This is a genomic window from Rathayibacter sp. PhB1, from assembly GCF_004362935.1.
GTDB classification, from domain to species: domain Bacteria; phylum Actinomycetota; class Actinomycetes; order Actinomycetales; family Microbacteriaceae; genus Rathayibacter; species Rathayibacter festucae.
The window spans coordinates 68,556-83,370 of the sequence record NZ_SNYD01000004.1 but is presented as its reverse complement, the minus strand read 5'-3'; the positions used below and the strand labels follow the sequence as shown (position 1 = coordinate 83,370).

Genomic DNA, 14,815 nt, shown 5'->3' with positions numbered 1-14,815 from the left:
GCTCCTCGGTCAGAGCGTGATCAGGCCCAGTAGGCGAAGGGCTGTCGCTGTTGCCGACGCATTACCCGTTGATGCCGACCTGCCACTGGGCATCGAGTTGGCCGAACTCTCCGTCGTAGCAGCGCTTCTCATCTCCTGAGTCGATGTTGTCGGTGAGGTTCGAGTAGCTGATGATCGGTCCGGATTCGTCCACGCGGAAGAGTCTCAACCCAGCGTCTTCCATGCAGGCTCGATAGCGGGCGAATCCGTCGCGGTACTCGCTCTCGGTGACGACACCGTCTGCGAGGGCCTCCGTGAGGGCAGCGGAGGGCTCGGGGTCCTCGGCCGGCTTGATCCACGAGGCCCAGAACGTGTACCGAGCGCGTCCGTCTGCGACCACCGTGATGGTGTGCTCTCCGTCGCTGAAGACCGGCAGGAACGCACCGCCGTTCGTGATGCTGCGGAGGTTGCCGTCGCAGTTGATCCCCGGCCTGGCTTCCCCGTCGACTTCCAGATCGAAGCGGCCGCGATCGACGCAGACGAAGGCGGTCGCAATCTTCGCGGAGGGGTCCGGCGCCGGGCCCAGCTGCACTTCGGTCCGACCCTGCCCGTTGATGACAACAGGCGTTCCGTAGAACGTGGCATCCCCTTCGGTGAGTGCCTGGGTGACCTCTGCGATGTTCACGGTCGAATCCGGTGCATCACTCTCGAGTGCTGCTGCCGAGACGGCGCCGGAGAGGATCCCGGCTGCCACGAATGCGGTGACGGAGGCAGCGAGAGTGCGCCGGCTGCGAGGAGCGCGCACCGGCGTCGCGGTAGGCGTTGCGACGAGCATCCTTCGCAGCTCGTGGTCGCGGTCCGACAGACCCGGTTCAGATTTCATCGGTGATTCCTTTCGCAGAGCGAGCAGTAGTGGTGTCGAGTTGCTGGCGCAATCGACTCTTCGCGCGGGAGAGGCGCGACTTGACGGTTCCGACCCGGACGCCCAGCACGTGAGCTGCCTCCTGGTCAGTGAGGTCTTCGAGCACGCAGAGCGTCACTACCTGGCGGTCGAGGAGGGAGAGGCCGCGCAGCGCGGAGGTCGCTTCGCCCTCGTCGGATATGTCAGCGGGGTCCTGGTGCGGCTCGGGCGCGGGTAATCGACTCAAGGCTGCCTGATACCGCTTGGACGCCCGGGCGAGGTTGTTCATCGCGTAGGTGCAGGTGCGCAGCAGCCAGGGCAGCATCGACCCGTCTACGAAGCGGATCGCCTCTCGCCGGCGCCACGCTTCGAAGAAGGAGACAGCTACCGCGTCATCCGCGTCGGTCCCACCTGGCGCCAGGGCGTGAGCGTGGCGGTAGAGACGTCCACGGTGACGGTCGAAGAGGATCCCGTAGGCATCCCCGTCACCCGCCACGGCTCGGGCCCAGACCTCTTCATCGCTGTGCTCACTCACACTAGGAAGTGTCCGCGATCGCGTAGAACGTTCCCTCGCCGCCGAAAGTTTCTCCGACACCTTCGCCTAGGCCTACGGATGCAGACGCAGCAACCGTCCCGTATGAGGATCGTTCTGCAGTCACGATCGCTACCGTCGAGTCATGACCGAGGGAGACGTCAACGCAGGTGCGATCGAGTCGGGGGACGAGAGGCGCACGGAGGTGCTCTTCCTCGGAGGGCGGTCCGGTGTCGGCAAGTCGTCCGTTGCTGCCGAGGTGTCGCGGCTTCTTGCCGAGGCGGATGTGAGCCATGCGCTCATCGAGGGCGACAACCTCGATCAAGCCCATCCCGAGCCGTGGAGACGCGGCCTCGCTCTCGCTGAGCTGAACCTCGCAGCCATGTGGAAGAACTACCGGGCGGCTGGGTATCACCGGCTTCTCTACACCAACACCGTCAGCGTGCTCGAGAGGGACGTCCTCGTCGCAGCCCTCGATCCTGAGGCAGGATCGATTGGCGTGCTGCTCACCGCAGACGACTCGACCATCGCCGGCCGTCTCGCCGGTCGAGAAGTTGGAACGGGGCTGGACGATGCGATTGCTCGGAGCGGGGCCGCCGCCGTTCTACTCGCCTCGCAAGCTGCTCCGGACGTCCACCGAGTACGCACCGATGGTCGGAGCGTCCACCAGGTCGCCCTCGACGTGCTTTCCCTCACTCCGTGGAACCCATCCCGATAGGGGATGGTCCAGCACGTCAGATCCGTCGTTTGTTGCGGACCCGGGTCGGTGTTTGACGAAGATGTGACACCGGTGGGTTCGCCGGACACTCTCTACTGTGACGGATTCTGAGACCACCGAGGCGGACCTCTGGGAGCGCGCGCGCCGCGACGACGGCGACGCCTTCGCGATCCTGTTCGACCGTCACTGTGCTCGCGTCTATCACCGGGCTCTGGGGCTCTTGGCCGATCCGCACGATGCGGAGGACGTCGCGGCGGCTGCCTTCTTCGAACTGTGGCGCAAGCGCCGCACCGTCCGCGTCGTGCAGGGCTCGATCCTTCCGTGGCTGCTCGTGACGACGGTCAACCTCGCCCGCAACGCTCAACGATCGAGCGCGCGATACCAGAAGGTGCTCCGCACGATGCCGCGATCAGATAACGCGGCGCCGCCGGATCCGCAGCTGATCGAGACCCGCACGCGCCTGGCCTCGTCGCTCCGCCAACTCACTTCCGCGGACGCGGCTCTGTTCGTCCTGACTGCGATCGAGGACCTCCCGATCGCGCAGGCGGCCGAAGCAGTCGGCGTGAAGTCCTCCGCTGCCCGGATGCGACTCCACCGTGTCCGGACCCGCCTACGGACTGACCTTCACGACCTCAACCCCACGACTCGACCCGCTGTAGAAGGGAACTGCTGATGAGCACGCCCGAGCTCGACCCGCGATTCGCCCGCGCCGTCCGCGACGAGCTGTCCGCTCTCGGAACGTCGGAAAGCCGGCTCCAGCGCCACCAGCGCCGCACCCGCGCAGTCGCCATCGGTGTCGGCGTGGTGGTGGCCGCGACCGCGACGACCGGTGCGGCCATCCTGATCAACACCTACCCCGGCGAGACGACCGTCGCCTCGCTCGGAAACACCGTCACCATCACCCACACCGGCACCGGTCAGATCGATCTCGGCCCTGTCCCCGAGAACGCCGATGTCGTCTCCGTGAAACTCAGCTGCACGAGCGACGCCGGCGGAAGGGTCTCCTTCCTCACCCGGCCGCAGGCCGACACTCCGGGCGACCAATGGGTCGAGACGCCGTGCCCGAACACCATGCGAGTCCCGGACGCCCTGCTTCCTTCGGGCGGATCCACGTCGATCACGATCACCGCGGACTCCGACACGACCTGGACGGCCTCAGCGCAGTACGCCACCTCCGCCACTACCGAATGGGGTGTCAACGCCAACGGTCAGACCTACGGAGTCACCAACCACAACGGCAGCCCCGATCTGGTAGCCGCACGCGCCACCAACGGGCGTTACGGCTACATGCTGGACTCGGACTGGATGGTCCTCGACGTCGATCACCCGATCAACATCTACGAGTCCGACGGCACCACCGTGATCGGCCAATGGACCGTCGAGCCCGCCCCGGGAGACGTGCCGTCGCCCACACCGACGTAGTGACCGCCGAGAGGCACTGATGTTGGCTCTTCCTGCGGCTGTGGTCGCCGACGCGCCGAACCCGATGATGCCGCGAAGCGTCCTGGCTAGGCTCGGGCAGGTGCGAGCGCGCGGGATCTACGTCGAAACGGTCATCGCTGCCGGTATCGATCAGGTGTGGCAGGCGACTCAGGATCCCGTCAGTCACGTGCGGTGGGACGTGCGGTTCTCCGAGATCCTTCCGGAGAGCGGTGACGACTCTGAGGCGGTGCGTTTCACCTACGTCCGCCGCTCCGTCCTTCACGTCGTACACGGTCTCGTCCATCGTGATCCGAGATTGCCTGGTCGGGGCAGTTCGAAGGTTCAGTCCTCTGAGACGCTGTCGTCGTAGAGGACCAAGCCGTTGAGATTCACCTGAAGTCGCCCGGAGCCCTCGGTACTGATGGTCACGACACCGTCCTGGTATTGAGTCATCACGTTGGGAACCTCGGGCAAGGAGGCGTCTGGTCTCGAGGAACTCATGTTCGATCAGTAAACGACGTCGGAGTCTTTCCAGTCGTCCCGTACGGGGATCATTGGCCGGTGGCTAATCTCGTGGCCGCGCCTTGTTCGCCAGCCACCCACCGAGCATGATCGCGGCGAACATCAGCAGCACGCCTAGAAACCTGACCCAGTCATGCGCCGGCTCTCCGAATGCAAACCCGATCAGCGGGCACGCGACCGCGGCGCAGCTCAATGCCACGACGGTCCACCAAGACCGCGACGTCCGCCGCTTATCCGACGGCTGGAACTTGTTCGCGTCGTCTCGACCGGTCCCGAGCTCAGATGCCATGTCCGCAGCTTGGCATACCCAGCGCCTGGGCCTCCGTTGCTCGGCAGCAAGGTGCGGTCGTCTCATAGAGGGATCCCTCACCGGGTCGTTTCGCGCCGCCGTCCGCTGCCCGTGAGTCGTTCATCGGCCACACGATTGTGCGCCGCCGGGTTGCGTTGGCATCGGCTCCGTCAGGTGATCTTCTCGGCCTTGCGAAGCACCTGGTCGACGTCGTCTCGGAGTTGCTGCAGCTCGCTCTGGTGTGCGTCGATGAAGTCGAGTTGGATCTTCGTCTCCATGCCTGCGAGCGTTTCGATGGTGCCGAGCTGGTCTTTGCAGGTGACATCGATGACGGCTATCGCGACTTGCTCCGGACCGGTCACCGAGTAGTCGATGTCGGGAAGCAACGCCTCATTGGAGTCGGAGTCGGTCAGTCCTTCCTTCTCGATGCAGTCGGACCAGAGGGTCCGCTGCCTCTGGAACTCTCCGCTGGCCACTACTTCGGCGCGAGCCTCGAGAGATCCTTTGTCTGCGATGGTCGGCTCGGGTGTGATGTTGATGATTATGGTCGGCAGGATGCCGACGGTGCTGTAGCAAGTCCGGAAGGTGCTCCACCAGTCCTCGTCGAACGATTCGTGCTGGGCCTCGAGAGCCGCAGCGGCAGGAGTGAGAGGCGTTTCGTAACCGTCGATCCGGGCTTGATCGATGGACCAGAGTCCGTAGGGCCGGTCGGGAGCGGGGGATGCTTCGAGCTCAGCGAACCGGTCGAAGTCCGTCGCCGGGTAGGGCAGATCCTTCTCGGCCATGCACGCGCCGACGAGGACGTCGTTCGCGTGCTGCACCCGGGCCTGCTCTTCCTGGCTCATCACGTATGTCTCGAGAGGAAAGTTGATCTGACCGGTGTCCCGATCGAGGTCTGCCGGGGCGATGTCGGACGGATCTGCGGCGCTCGTGGCACAGCCGGAGAGCAGAAGGACGAGCGTTGCACCGCAGGCGAGGCCGGCGAGCGGCCGGCGAGCCGGGGACTGTGAGCGGGAGGATCGCATGGGCTGCCATTCTTTCGTCGCGGAGGTGGATGAGGGAACGTGCGGGGTCAGCATTGGAACTGTCCGTTCCCGAGATCGGTGCAGCCCTCGAGAGCGCCGTTCGGCGTCCCGCCGGCCGGCGCCTGGTCGACGACGCTGGTCTCGACCGACGTCGTGGAGAGAGGACCGGCGGGGAGGTCGCCTCTCGGTTCGAGGAGCACTCTCCGTTCCCCGATCAGCTGCCCGGTGTCGGGGTCGATGAGGATCTCCTGCCGGGTGCCCGTGGTGGACTCCACCCGTCCGATCGCAACACCGGTCGCGCCCTCGAAGGTCACCTGTTCGTCGGTGATGGTCACTCCCGGGATCCTGGCTGCCGCCTCGAACAGCGCCGCGCGCAGCTCCGCGGGGATGGTCCCGCGGCGCAGGGCGTCCGCGATGAACACCAGCGCTTCGCCCTCGCGGGAACTGCCGGTGCTCCCGATCAGCGCGTAGATGCGCTCCAGGAGCTTGTCCGGGTCGCGGGGGAGCGAGGTGAACTCGGTCATCTGCGAGAACTGCTCGCCGCCGTAGAAGCGTCCGCCCGCAGCGCGCAGAAGCTCGCCCACGTCACGACCCTCCGCCGCGCGACGCGCGAAGTCCGCCGCCGCTGCCTCTTCGCTCGCGGGCGAGAACGTCTCGTACAGCTCCGGCACCGGTCGGTCCCACACCCACTCGTCGGAGGTGTCGGCCGGGATGTAGAGCCGGTCGCGGTGGAGCACGAGGTAGCTCGCGGCCGTATCGCTGCTCACCAGGCTGACCTCCGAGGTCGTCACCATCAGGAACTGCCCAGGAGCGAGAACCGGGTCCGTTGTCTCGATCGCGCGAGCGGCCGCCTCCTGGAGAACGGCCGCGGCCGCCGGTGAGGCACCTCCGGAGCCCGCCCCGAGGACGTTCACGCCCACGAGGACCGTGGCGACGGCGCCGGCGCCGACCGCGGCGAGCATCAGTCGGCGCGGAAGGACGGTGCGACGCTTCGGGAGCGGGGGAGCGTCGGTCTCCTGGCGGATCCGTTCGAAGAGCGCCGCACGTCCACGAGCGAGGACGGCCTCGTCGGGATCGTCCACGACCTCACTGAGACTGCGCAGCAGCGTCAGGCTGTCCATGCTCCACCTCCACTCGGCGGGTCGTCCCCGCGTCCAGAACGCGCCGCAGCTTCGTGCGCGCGCGATTCAACCGTGACCGGACCGTCCCGATCGGGACGTCCAGAGCGTCGGCGATGCCCTGATAGTCGAGGTCGCCCCACGCGTGCAGCAGCAGAACGTCCCTCTCCCCAGCCGGGAGACGACGCAGCGCCCGCCCGAGCCGACGCACGGCAGCGGACGCATCCACCCGTGAAGCGACAGCATCGAGCGGGTCGAGCTCGAGGACCTGCGCGACGTGCTCCGCGAACATGCCCTTCCACGCCCTCGCCTCCAGACGCGCGCGCTTGCGCAGCAGAACCGTCGCGATCCCGAGCAGCCACGCGCGGACGTCACCCCGAGCGGCATCGAACAGAGCCCGACCCTCGAACGCGACGAGGAACGTCTCCGACAACACGTCCTCCGCCGCGGCGACACCCACTCGCAGAGCTGCGTACCGGTAGACGAGGCGAGCGTGCCGGTCGTAGAGAACAGCGAAAGCGGCCGGTTCCCCCAGGGACCGGCCGACGACCTCACCATCCGTCTCGACGCTCACAAAAGGTATTGCACGATCAGCGCCGGAGAGTTCCCACGAATATCCTCACCCCGGAATCATCTCCGCCGGAGCGCGTATCGGCTCTCACCGGCGCCCCGACAGTCGGTTCACGAGCGGGACTCGGGCTCGCCGTGTGATCAGCGAAGGACAACCCCGGCGCGTGTTCAGCGAACGCGATCACCTTCGGTGGTGAGGGTCGTCATCACGCTGATGCGATCGACACGATGGAACGCTGATAGGTCCACCAGCTCCATCCCTTCAGCACGAAGTCGTAGCCGGCAGAGGGGGTCAACGCCTGCGCCTGCTCCGTCACCCATTGATCGGACGCACCGTTCCCGCCCGAGAGGAAGAGGGTCCCGCAGTCAGTCGTCTCGACCTCGAACTTCGGGGTGTAGCGGGCGTGGATGTCGACGACCTCCGTCACTGTGCACCGAGCCGACGAGATCGTGTTCTCCCAGAGGACGCTCCAGGCGGTGATCGGCGCTGCTACCGCCAGGACCACGAGCGCTATGACCGCCACAGCCTTTCGTCGCATCGAATGGACCAACCTCTCAACCCCCTCCAGGGCTCGGTTCTCACAGCGCACGGTGAGCTGGGCCGACTGATCACGCAGCCTTGACGAAGACGATCTCGCCGACCGCATTCGTCCACCTCATGTCGTCGCCCAGGCGTGTGACAGTGACGGGTTCGCCGAGAAGTTCGTCGAAGAGATGTCCGGCGGCGCCGGCGGGAGCAACGCATCCACGAAGCAGGGTCATGGTGTGAGTGACGGTCAGGACGCCGTTCTCGAAGGCGAACGAATCCGTTTGCACATTGCAGCCGTCGTCGAACGCGAACTCGCCGGCTCCGGTGCCGTCCATGGTGATCGTGAGGTCGATAGGATCCGCCGGTGCCTCGACATCGTCGGACGTGATGCTGGTCAAGGAAGTGCTCTCGTACTGACCTGACTCCAACTCTGCGACCAGCGTCGGCGTCGGCGTTGCAGTCGGCTTCGGTTGCTTGCTGCCGGAGGTGCACCCGACCAGGGTGCCGGCGATCGTCACGGCGAGCAGGAGCAGTGAGATGGTGCGAGGCATGTGGACTCCCAGCGGGTGGAGCGACGCTCCGTTCGGCTGAGCAAAGCACGCTCGCGCCGGTGCCGCTACGCGCAGAGCAGTTCCAGGGCGACCAGACGCCTTCAGAGAACGATGTCGAGGGTTCCGCGCCGAGTCGTCAGCCGCGATGCCGATCGAGGCACTCCTCGCGTGAGGAAACGCCCCCGTGTTCTACTCTCGGCTCGTGATCGCAGAGGGCCCATCGGGTAGGCATCGGCGCGCGGGGGCGCCGCCGCGCCGATGGTCGTTCCCTCTTTCGAAGAAGGAGGGAATCGCGCTTGCAACGGCCTTCGCGATGATTGCAGGGGTGTGCTGGGCGTGGGTGGATCGATGGAATGCAACGGCGTCGACAGCAACGTGCACTGTGGTCGAGGTGCAGCGATCTTTTCTGGCTCCGGACTGGAGATCAGGTCGATGGCGTGTGGACACAGAGGAGTGCGGGCGTCTGACGGCGGCATACACCTGGGGTGGTTCGGGCATCGCGCCATCTGCCGTGCAGCCGGGATCGCGCTATGACTTCACTCTCCGAGGCTGGGAGCTGCTTCTCTACCATCGCCAGATCATGGGCGCCGAGAGAGCGGAAATGCTTCCGCTGCCGTGACTGCGGTGCGACCGTTGTCGCTTACCGGTTCGAGCTGGAACGAGCGCATCGACCGTCTCGCCTGAGTATCGATCAACGGCTCACCGGCGCCCGCGGAGATCGTCGATGTCGGTTCAGTCGAACACGCCCGCTCAGCGAACGCGACGCCGCCGGTCGGGCGACCGGGCCTCTCCTCAGGGGATGAGCCCGGACGTATCGCCGAGTCGTCTGCGATCGCTCCCTGAAGTCTGAGACGAAACCGTGCTCTGAGGGCATTCACTACTGAGGGGGGTGATGTCGGTGGTCGGTGCTGCTGAGCTGACGCTGGTGGATCGTCTTCGCGGCGGCGACCCCTCGGCGCTGGATGCTCTCTTCCGGATGCACGGCCGTGCGGTCCACCGGGCCGCAGGGAGCTTCCTCGCGGACGCCGGCCAGGCGGAGGACGTCGTGCAGGAGACCTTCTTCCTGCTCTGGAAGCGCCGCTCGGGCGTGCGCATCGTGGGGGAGTCGGTGCTGCCCCGGCTGCTGGTCACGGCGCGCAACCTCAGCTCCTCGACCAACCGCCGCGAGCAGCGCCGACGCCACCTGCCCCTCTCCGACGACACCGCCTCTCGCGGCATCGACGCGGAGGCGAGCGACCGGCTGCTCGACGTGCGGCGTCTGGTCGAGCAGATGAGCGCGACGGACCGGGCGATCTGGACGGCGTGCATCGAGGACGACCTCAGCTACAGCGACGCCGCTCGCTCCCTCGGCCTGTCCCACGGGACGGTCCGCAACCGCCTCTCGCGGGTGCGGGCATCACTGGCGAGAACTTTGACGGAACGGACAGAGGACCATGGACGATCCTGACCTGAGCGACGAGCAGCTCGAGCGCATCAGCGCACGCCTCGCGCACCGCATCCGACGCCGCCGACGTCTCGGCCAGGCCGCGGCGGTGACGCTCGCGGGCATCGCGGGCGCGGTCCTCAGCGCGGCAGTCCTCACGGCGGGGACGACGGAGCGCGGCACTGCGGTCGCTGCGCCCGTCACCTGCTGGGAGCCGGACGGGCAGGGCGTCGCGCTGTCGGGCGAGATCCGGACACCCGTCGGCCGGTCCACCGCGGCACTCGCCACGGCGTGCGCTGCACTCACCGCAGCGGGTGCCGACGGCGGGAGCACCGACGGGACGGACGCCGCGAGGTACTCCCTCGCCGGAAGCCAGGTCTGCGAGGAGAGCGGGCGCCTCCTGATCTTCACGGGACTGAGCACCAGGGTCGACTGCACCGACCCGCCGACGACGCAGACCGGAGTCGACCAGTGACCGGCACATGGGCGAGGAGACTTCTCCTCAGCGTTCTCTGCCTCTCCGCGGCGCTCGTCCTGAGCGGCTGCGCGGCGAGCACCGCCGACCCCGGCTCACCGTCGACGTCGCAGGTCGCGGGAGATCTGCTCAGCGCCGAGGAAGCGACCGAGTCCGTCTACGAGACCACCGCGGTCATCGCTGCTCGGGGATCAGGCGACTGGCTGCTCGATCACCCGGTCGGCCTCCGCGTCATCGACATCGACGGCCGGTCGAAGCTCAGCGTGGACGGGCCCTGCAACACCCTCACCTACGACCTCCAGTACGCAGGTCTGCAGACATACGTCCGGCTCATCACCGGGGGCCCCGCAACGACCTCCGTCGGCTGCCTCGATGCTGCCGGAGAACGAGAGCAGTGGCTGAGGGACGTCCTGGGCGCCGAGGACGTGAGCCTCACGCAGACCACCACGACGATGCGCATCCGCTCCGGCCCCGTCACCATCGACGCCACCGCGAAGACGACGCCCACCTCGACGGAGACACAGGCAGCACCGGCGTCGACTCGGGACCCCCAGCCGTCTCCACTCCCGACGGAAGCCCCGCCGTGCCCCCCCCGACTGCTGACATCGCGTACGGGCCGATGATCGATGTTCAGCAGCTGACGAACCCGGCGCTCGACCTGGCCGACGGCGCCGGAAGTCGCCTCTCGACGCTCAGCGCGGAGGAGAAGAAGCAGTACCCGATCTACGCGGTGCGGGCGACGTCTGCGGAGCTGTCCTCCTGCGCCCCGGGACTCGGCGGCGACACGCGAATCTCACCGGAGGCGCCGATGTGGGCTCTGAGCGTGCACGCCCCTGTCGTGAACGACGCGCCCTACGGGTTTCCGGCCAAGGAGTGGGACGTCTACACCGTCGTCTACGACGGCGATACCGGAGAGGTGATCGTCTCCTCGACGGGTGTCGATCTCCAGGCGCTCGGGATGCGCGGTGAGGTGATCACCGCACGGTAGACGATCTCGGAGACGATCGGCGATGGTGCACCGGCCGCCCCGTGGGCCGGGAAGACCATCCCGCGACCGTCTCGAGAGGTGGCATCGATCTCGAGATCCCGGGCGCGCCGGGCGCACTGGTCACCGCCGATCAGGCCCGCAGTCGACCGCCTCGGAGGAGGGGGATCACTCGGGCGGATCGTGGGAGAAGTCGAGCGATCCGGCGAGGATCCGTGCGGCGACGTCGCGCACTCCGACGCCTTCCGCGAAGGCGTAGGCGCGGATGATCGCGAGGGCGTCCGCCGGGGTCGACCGGGTCTGGCCGATCACCATCCCGGTCGCCTGGTGCACTTCCCGGCGCGAGAGCGCGGGATCACGGGCGAGCCTCCCGTTCTCCGGCAGGGTGATCGCCTGATCGACCACGGCCCTGGCGAGCGCTCCTGAGAGTCGGCTCGCGAGCTGCAGCTGCTCGGCGTCGAGCCGCATCGAGGTGCTGCTGTACAGGGTGACCGCGCCGATGCTCGAGGTGCCGATGACCAGGGGGACGGCGAGGACGGTCCTCGTTCCTGCCGCCTCCGCGGAGAGCGCGAAGACCGGCCAGGCGGCGAAGTGCCGCTCGTCGTCGACCTGCAGCTCGACAGGGCGATAGGCGCGGTACGCGCTCCAGGCGGGCCCTTCACCGAGGTCGATCTGCGTCTCGTCGAGGGTCGCCGCTCGACGGCTGGTCGCCGCGAGTGTCTGCATCTCGAAGGGAGCGCCGAGCACGGATGTGGCAGCGTCCTCGCCGGGCAGGAGCGTGGTGAAGGACGCGAGGAGCCGGTCGATGTCCTCGCCGAAGGCGCCGCTTCCCGGCCGGCTGGTGCTCACGGGAGGAAGCCGGGTACGCGCGTGCACGCGCTCGTGCCGAGCTCCGTCCCGATCACGGGCTGCGGGGGAGCGAGGGGCCGGTCGTCGACGTCGGCACCGCTGCCGGAGTCGCCGTGCAGCCTGCCCATGGGAGTCCCGCCGTCGCGTGCGCCCGGGAAGGGTGCGGTTCGCCACGCGAGGTCTCGGATGGACTCTGAGACTAACCCCGTTCCGCACTGCTCACACCGATCCGAGACGATCGATCGCGCAGTCGCCAGGAGGGAGACGCGAAGGGCGATTTCTGCAGTGTCACCGGGATATTCGTGAAACGCCTCTCCGAGGTCGTTCGAGGCGTACTGTGACGGATGCCGGCCGCGTCGCGGAGGTGCACGAACTCTCTCCCTCCGATGGGTGACACCGTTCGGCCGAGAGGGCTTCTCCTACCGATCCGAGCCGCCATGACCCCGCGGGACGAGAATCAGCACGAGTCCGTCCGTGCCCTCCAGGACCTGATCACCGCCTTCTCCGGACCGCACTGGGTGCACCCCGCCTACGTCGAGCACGTCTTCGCGCACGCCGCGGACCTGCTCGACGCCGCGCTGATCGTCGGCGGGCCCGAGCGGAGGCGCATGCCGACGCTGATGTGGCCGCGCTCGGCCGTCTTCGAGATCCCGAACCCGCCACCGGTGCCACCCGCGGCGCTCTGAACCGTCGTCGTCTCCCGCCCTCGCTCGAGACGTCCCGGCCGAGCCGACGTGCTGGGCGTGGCTCGGAGCAGGGAAGGGGTACCAGCGCCGCCGGTCGCGAGTGTGGTGGAGTGGAGCGAACCGCCCGTCACCACCCCCGAGGAGCCACCATGCACGTCGTCGTCATCGGCGGGAGCGGCCACATCGGCTCCTTCCTCGTCCCCCGGCTCGTCCGCGCCGGACACGAGGTCACGAACATCACCCGCGGCACCAGCACCCCCTACACCTCCGGCCCGGAGTGGGAGCAGGTGCGGAACGTCGTCGCCGATCGGCAGCAGGAGGACGAGGACGGCGTCTTCGCCGCCCGGGTCCGCGATCTGGCTCCGGACGTGGTGATCGATCTGGTCTGCTTCACCGTCGAGTCGGCACGGGCGCTCGTCGAGGGGCTGCGCGGACACGTCGGCCACCTGATCAGCTGCGGATCGGTCTGGCGCTACGGGCCCACCCTGAAGCTCCCGATCCGGGAGGGCGAGGGGACGCCCGCGATCGACGAGTACGGCCGCCAGAAGGAGGCGATCGCCCTCCTCCTGAAGGCCGAGACCGCCGCGGGCGGCCTGCGCACCACCACGCTGCACCCCGGCCACATCAGCGGACCCGGCTGGGCACCGATCGGCCCGCTGGGCAACCTCGACCCCGCTGTCTGGGAGACCCTGGCCACCGGCGGGACGCTGCGGATGCCGGGCTCGGGCGCGGAGTCCCTGCACCACGTGCACGCCGACGACGTCGCCCAGGCGTTCGAGCTCGCGGTGGCCCGGCCCGAGGCGGCCGCGGGGGAGGACTTCCACATCGTGGCCCCGTCGGCGCTCACGGTCCGCGGGTTCGCGCAGATCGCCGCGGGCTGGTTCGGGCAGGAGGCCGCGCTGGAGAGCATCGGCTGGGAGGAGTTCCGCCGCACCGCGGGCGACGACCTCGCCGACGCGAGCTGGGGCCACCTGCACCGCAGCCAGTACTTCTCCATCGAGAAGGCGGCGACGCTGCTCGGCTACGCGCCGCAGCACGAACCGGAGGCCGCCGTCCTCGAGGCCCTCGAGAGCCTCGTCGAGCGCGGCGAGCTGACCCTCCCGGTCGCGCTCCCGACGCGAGCGCACTAGGCCGCCGCACCCGGCGCGACCGGGCTTCGCGCGGGTCTCGATACGCCCCTGCGGGGCTACTCGACCAGCATGTGTCGGACTCGGCCGAGCGTCTGCAGGGCCTGAGCGATTCATGCTGATCGAGCAGCCCGCGGAGCGGGCGTATCGAGATCCACCGGTGCACGGAGGCGCGGGTGTCGAGACGCCCCTACGGGGCTACTCGACCAGCACGGGTCGACAAGCATGCGTGTGCCCTCCCATGCTGATCGAGTAGCCCGCGAAGCGGGCGTATCGAGATCCACCGCTTATTCGAGAGCTCTTGCTGCAGTCCGGCGGGCGCCCGCATCACTCGGTGAGGCTGCGGTCCTCAGCGAGGAGGAGTGCCAGCTCGTCGCGGCTGAACGATTCGACGGGTGCGTGCGCGGCCATGGCGAGGTAGCCGCCGTCCGCCGCTTCGTAGCTGCCCGCGCCCCCGCCGAGGAGGGCGGGACGCTCGCCCCCGTGGAGGAAGAGCAGGTAGGAGCTCCCGGGGGTGAGCAGGGGCTCCTGCACGATCGTGTAGCGGACCCCGTCCAGGACGCCGCCGGTCTGCGTGATAGTGAGGCGGTCTCCCGCCTCGCCCTTGTGGACGGCGGTCACCTCGAGCTCGACCTCCGTGACGGCGATGGCGCCCTCGAGACTGGCGGCGCGCTGCTCCTCCTCCGACGCCTCGCTCAGCGGGTTCAGGAGCGGATCGGTGCCTTCGAAGGTCGGATACAGGACGGCGTCGCGGGTCGAGACGGCGGTGCCCTCGATGATGCGATCGGCCTGCCCGACGAGCTGCGGCAGGTCGTAGGAGGGGTAGTCGACGGCCATCTGCGACGTCCGCTCGACGATCGGCTCCGCGGGAGTTCCTGCACAGCCGGAGAGCAGAGCGGACGAGAGAACGGCCGCCGCGACCACCGAGATCCGGACCGCTGTCGTGGGCTGCATGCGGATCACCCTCTCACGGGAGACCGCTCAGGCCACTGACGGGGCTGCCCGCGCTCTCCGACCCACTGGAGAGTGCCGGAGGTGACGATCGAGACCAGGGCGACCAGGCGGAGGAACGGAAGGACGCCCAGAAACAGCAACGAGCGGAAGCCGTCCGAAC

At 68.1% G+C, this 14,815-nt stretch carries 19 protein-coding genes; 9 read left to right on the top strand and 10 right to left on the bottom strand.

The features are described from left to right. Positions 1 to 61: 61 nt before the first annotated feature. Together EDF17_RS10785 and EDF17_RS10780 are read right to left on the bottom strand one after the other, a co-directional pair. Positions 62 to 862, bottom strand: coding sequence for a hypothetical protein (locus tag EDF17_RS10785; RefSeq protein WP_133672002.1), 801 nt, complete (start codon positions 860 to 862; stop codon positions 62 to 64). Beyond that, positions 852 to 1,415, bottom strand: a complete 564-nt coding sequence (locus EDF17_RS10780) for an RNA polymerase sigma factor (RefSeq protein WP_123446439.1) — start codon at positions 1,413 to 1,415, stop codon at positions 852 to 854. The genes EDF17_RS10785 and EDF17_RS10780 overlap by 11 nt, the downstream gene beginning before the upstream one ends. 142 nt (positions 1,416 to 1,557) lie before the next feature. Here EDF17_RS10780 and EDF17_RS10775 point away from each other — a divergent pair, with 142 nt between their 5' ends. The 3 genes from EDF17_RS10775 (at position 1,558) to EDF17_RS10765 (ending at position 3,552) form a co-directional block, all read left to right on the top strand. Then, positions 1,558 to 2,130 (top strand): adenylyl-sulfate kinase, encoded by a 573-nt coding sequence (locus tag EDF17_RS10775; RefSeq protein WP_123446440.1) that lies wholly within the window; start codon positions 1,558 to 1,560, stop codon positions 2,128 to 2,130. A gap of 97 nt (positions 2,131 to 2,227) precedes the next feature. Further along, the gene (locus tag EDF17_RS10770) at positions 2,228 to 2,803 is read left to right on the top strand and encodes an RNA polymerase sigma factor (RefSeq protein WP_123446441.1); all 576 of its coding nucleotides are present in this window, start codon (positions 2,228 to 2,230) and stop codon (positions 2,801 to 2,803) included. Further along, positions 2,803 to 3,552, top strand: a complete 750-nt coding sequence (locus EDF17_RS10765; RefSeq protein WP_123446442.1) for a hypothetical protein — start codon at positions 2,803 to 2,805, stop codon at positions 3,550 to 3,552. The genes EDF17_RS10770 and EDF17_RS10765 overlap by 1 nt, the downstream gene beginning before the upstream one ends. Before the next feature lie 981 nt (positions 3,553 to 4,533). On the opposite strand, the gene EDF17_RS10760 is transcribed toward EDF17_RS10765, so the two are convergent. The 5 genes from EDF17_RS10760 to EDF17_RS10740 form a co-directional block, all read right to left on the bottom strand. After that, on the bottom strand, positions 4,534 to 5,388 hold the full coding sequence (locus EDF17_RS10760) for a hypothetical protein (RefSeq protein WP_123446445.1): 855 nt from the start codon (positions 5,386 to 5,388) through the stop codon (positions 4,534 to 4,536). Positions 5,389 to 5,435: 47 nt separating this feature from the next. Beyond that, entirely contained in the window at positions 5,436 to 6,509 is a 1,074-nt protein-coding gene (locus EDF17_RS10755; RefSeq protein WP_123446446.1) for a CU044_5270 family protein, read from the bottom strand. Next, a complete protein-coding gene (locus EDF17_RS10750; protein WP_123446447.1) occupies positions 6,475 to 7,080 on the bottom strand; it encodes a sigma-70 family RNA polymerase sigma factor in 606 nt (201 codons plus the stop codon). Before EDF17_RS10750 ends, EDF17_RS10755 begins: the two co-directional genes overlap by 35 nt. 202 nt (positions 7,081 to 7,282) lie before the next feature. Continuing rightward, a complete protein-coding gene (locus EDF17_RS10745) occupies positions 7,283 to 7,504 on the bottom strand; it encodes a hypothetical protein (protein WP_133672000.1) in 222 nt (73 codons plus the stop codon). A 181-nt stretch (positions 7,505 to 7,685) separates the two neighbouring features. Continuing rightward, the gene (locus EDF17_RS10740; protein ID WP_123446449.1) at positions 7,686 to 8,156 is read right to left on the bottom strand and encodes an META domain-containing protein; all 471 of its coding nucleotides are present in this window, start codon (positions 8,154 to 8,156) and stop codon (positions 7,686 to 7,688) included. A gap of 925 nt (positions 8,157 to 9,081) precedes the next feature. Between EDF17_RS10740 and EDF17_RS10735 the strand changes: the two genes are divergently transcribed. From EDF17_RS10735 to EDF17_RS10720, 4 genes are read left to right on the top strand one after another with little or no spacing between them, the layout of a single operon-like run. Next, the gene (locus EDF17_RS10735) at positions 9,082 to 9,603 is read left to right on the top strand and encodes a sigma-70 family RNA polymerase sigma factor (RefSeq protein ID WP_166649652.1); all 522 of its coding nucleotides are present in this window, start codon (positions 9,082 to 9,084) and stop codon (positions 9,601 to 9,603) included. Further along, entirely contained in the window at positions 9,590 to 10,054 is a 465-nt protein-coding gene (locus tag EDF17_RS10730; protein WP_123446451.1) for a hypothetical protein, read from the top strand. The genes EDF17_RS10735 and EDF17_RS10730 overlap by 14 nt, the downstream gene beginning before the upstream one ends. Continuing rightward, complete coding sequence (locus EDF17_RS10725) at positions 10,051 to 10,677, top strand: hypothetical protein (protein ID WP_123446452.1); 627 nt, start codon at positions 10,051 to 10,053, stop codon at positions 10,675 to 10,677. Before EDF17_RS10730 ends, EDF17_RS10725 begins: the two co-directional genes overlap by 4 nt. After that, the gene (locus EDF17_RS10720) at positions 10,674 to 11,042 is read left to right on the top strand and encodes a hypothetical protein (protein WP_123446453.1); all 369 of its coding nucleotides are present in this window, start codon (positions 10,674 to 10,676) and stop codon (positions 11,040 to 11,042) included. Before EDF17_RS10725 ends, EDF17_RS10720 begins: the two co-directional genes overlap by 4 nt. A gap of 165 nt (positions 11,043 to 11,207) precedes the next feature. Here the strand turns inward: EDF17_RS10720 and EDF17_RS10715 are convergent, their stop codons facing one another. After that, entirely contained in the window at positions 11,208 to 11,888 is a 681-nt protein-coding gene (locus EDF17_RS10715; RefSeq protein WP_123446454.1) for a GAF and ANTAR domain-containing protein, read from the bottom strand. Beyond that, positions 11,885 to 12,016 (bottom strand): hypothetical protein, encoded by a 132-nt coding sequence (locus tag EDF17_RS20475; RefSeq protein ID WP_279536155.1) that lies wholly within the window; start codon positions 12,014 to 12,016, stop codon positions 11,885 to 11,887. Before EDF17_RS20475 ends, EDF17_RS10715 begins: the two co-directional genes overlap by 4 nt. Positions 12,017 to 12,325: 309 nt before the next feature. Here EDF17_RS20475 and EDF17_RS19845 point away from each other — a divergent pair, with 309 nt between their 5' ends. Both EDF17_RS19845 and EDF17_RS10705 read left to right on the top strand, forming a co-directional pair. Continuing rightward, a complete protein-coding gene (locus EDF17_RS19845) occupies positions 12,326 to 12,574 on the top strand; it encodes a hypothetical protein (RefSeq protein WP_166649651.1) in 249 nt (82 codons plus the stop codon). Between the two features lie 149 nt (positions 12,575 to 12,723). Then, the gene (locus EDF17_RS10705) at positions 12,724 to 13,704 is read left to right on the top strand and encodes an NAD-dependent epimerase/dehydratase family protein (protein ID WP_123446455.1); all 981 of its coding nucleotides are present in this window, start codon (positions 12,724 to 12,726) and stop codon (positions 13,702 to 13,704) included. 324 nt (positions 13,705 to 14,028) lie between these two features. On the opposite strand, the gene EDF17_RS10700 is transcribed toward EDF17_RS10705, so the two are convergent. After that, complete coding sequence (locus EDF17_RS10700; protein ID WP_133671998.1) at positions 14,029 to 14,655, bottom strand: hypothetical protein; 627 nt, start codon at positions 14,653 to 14,655, stop codon at positions 14,029 to 14,031. Positions 14,656 to 14,815 lie beyond the last annotated feature (160 nt).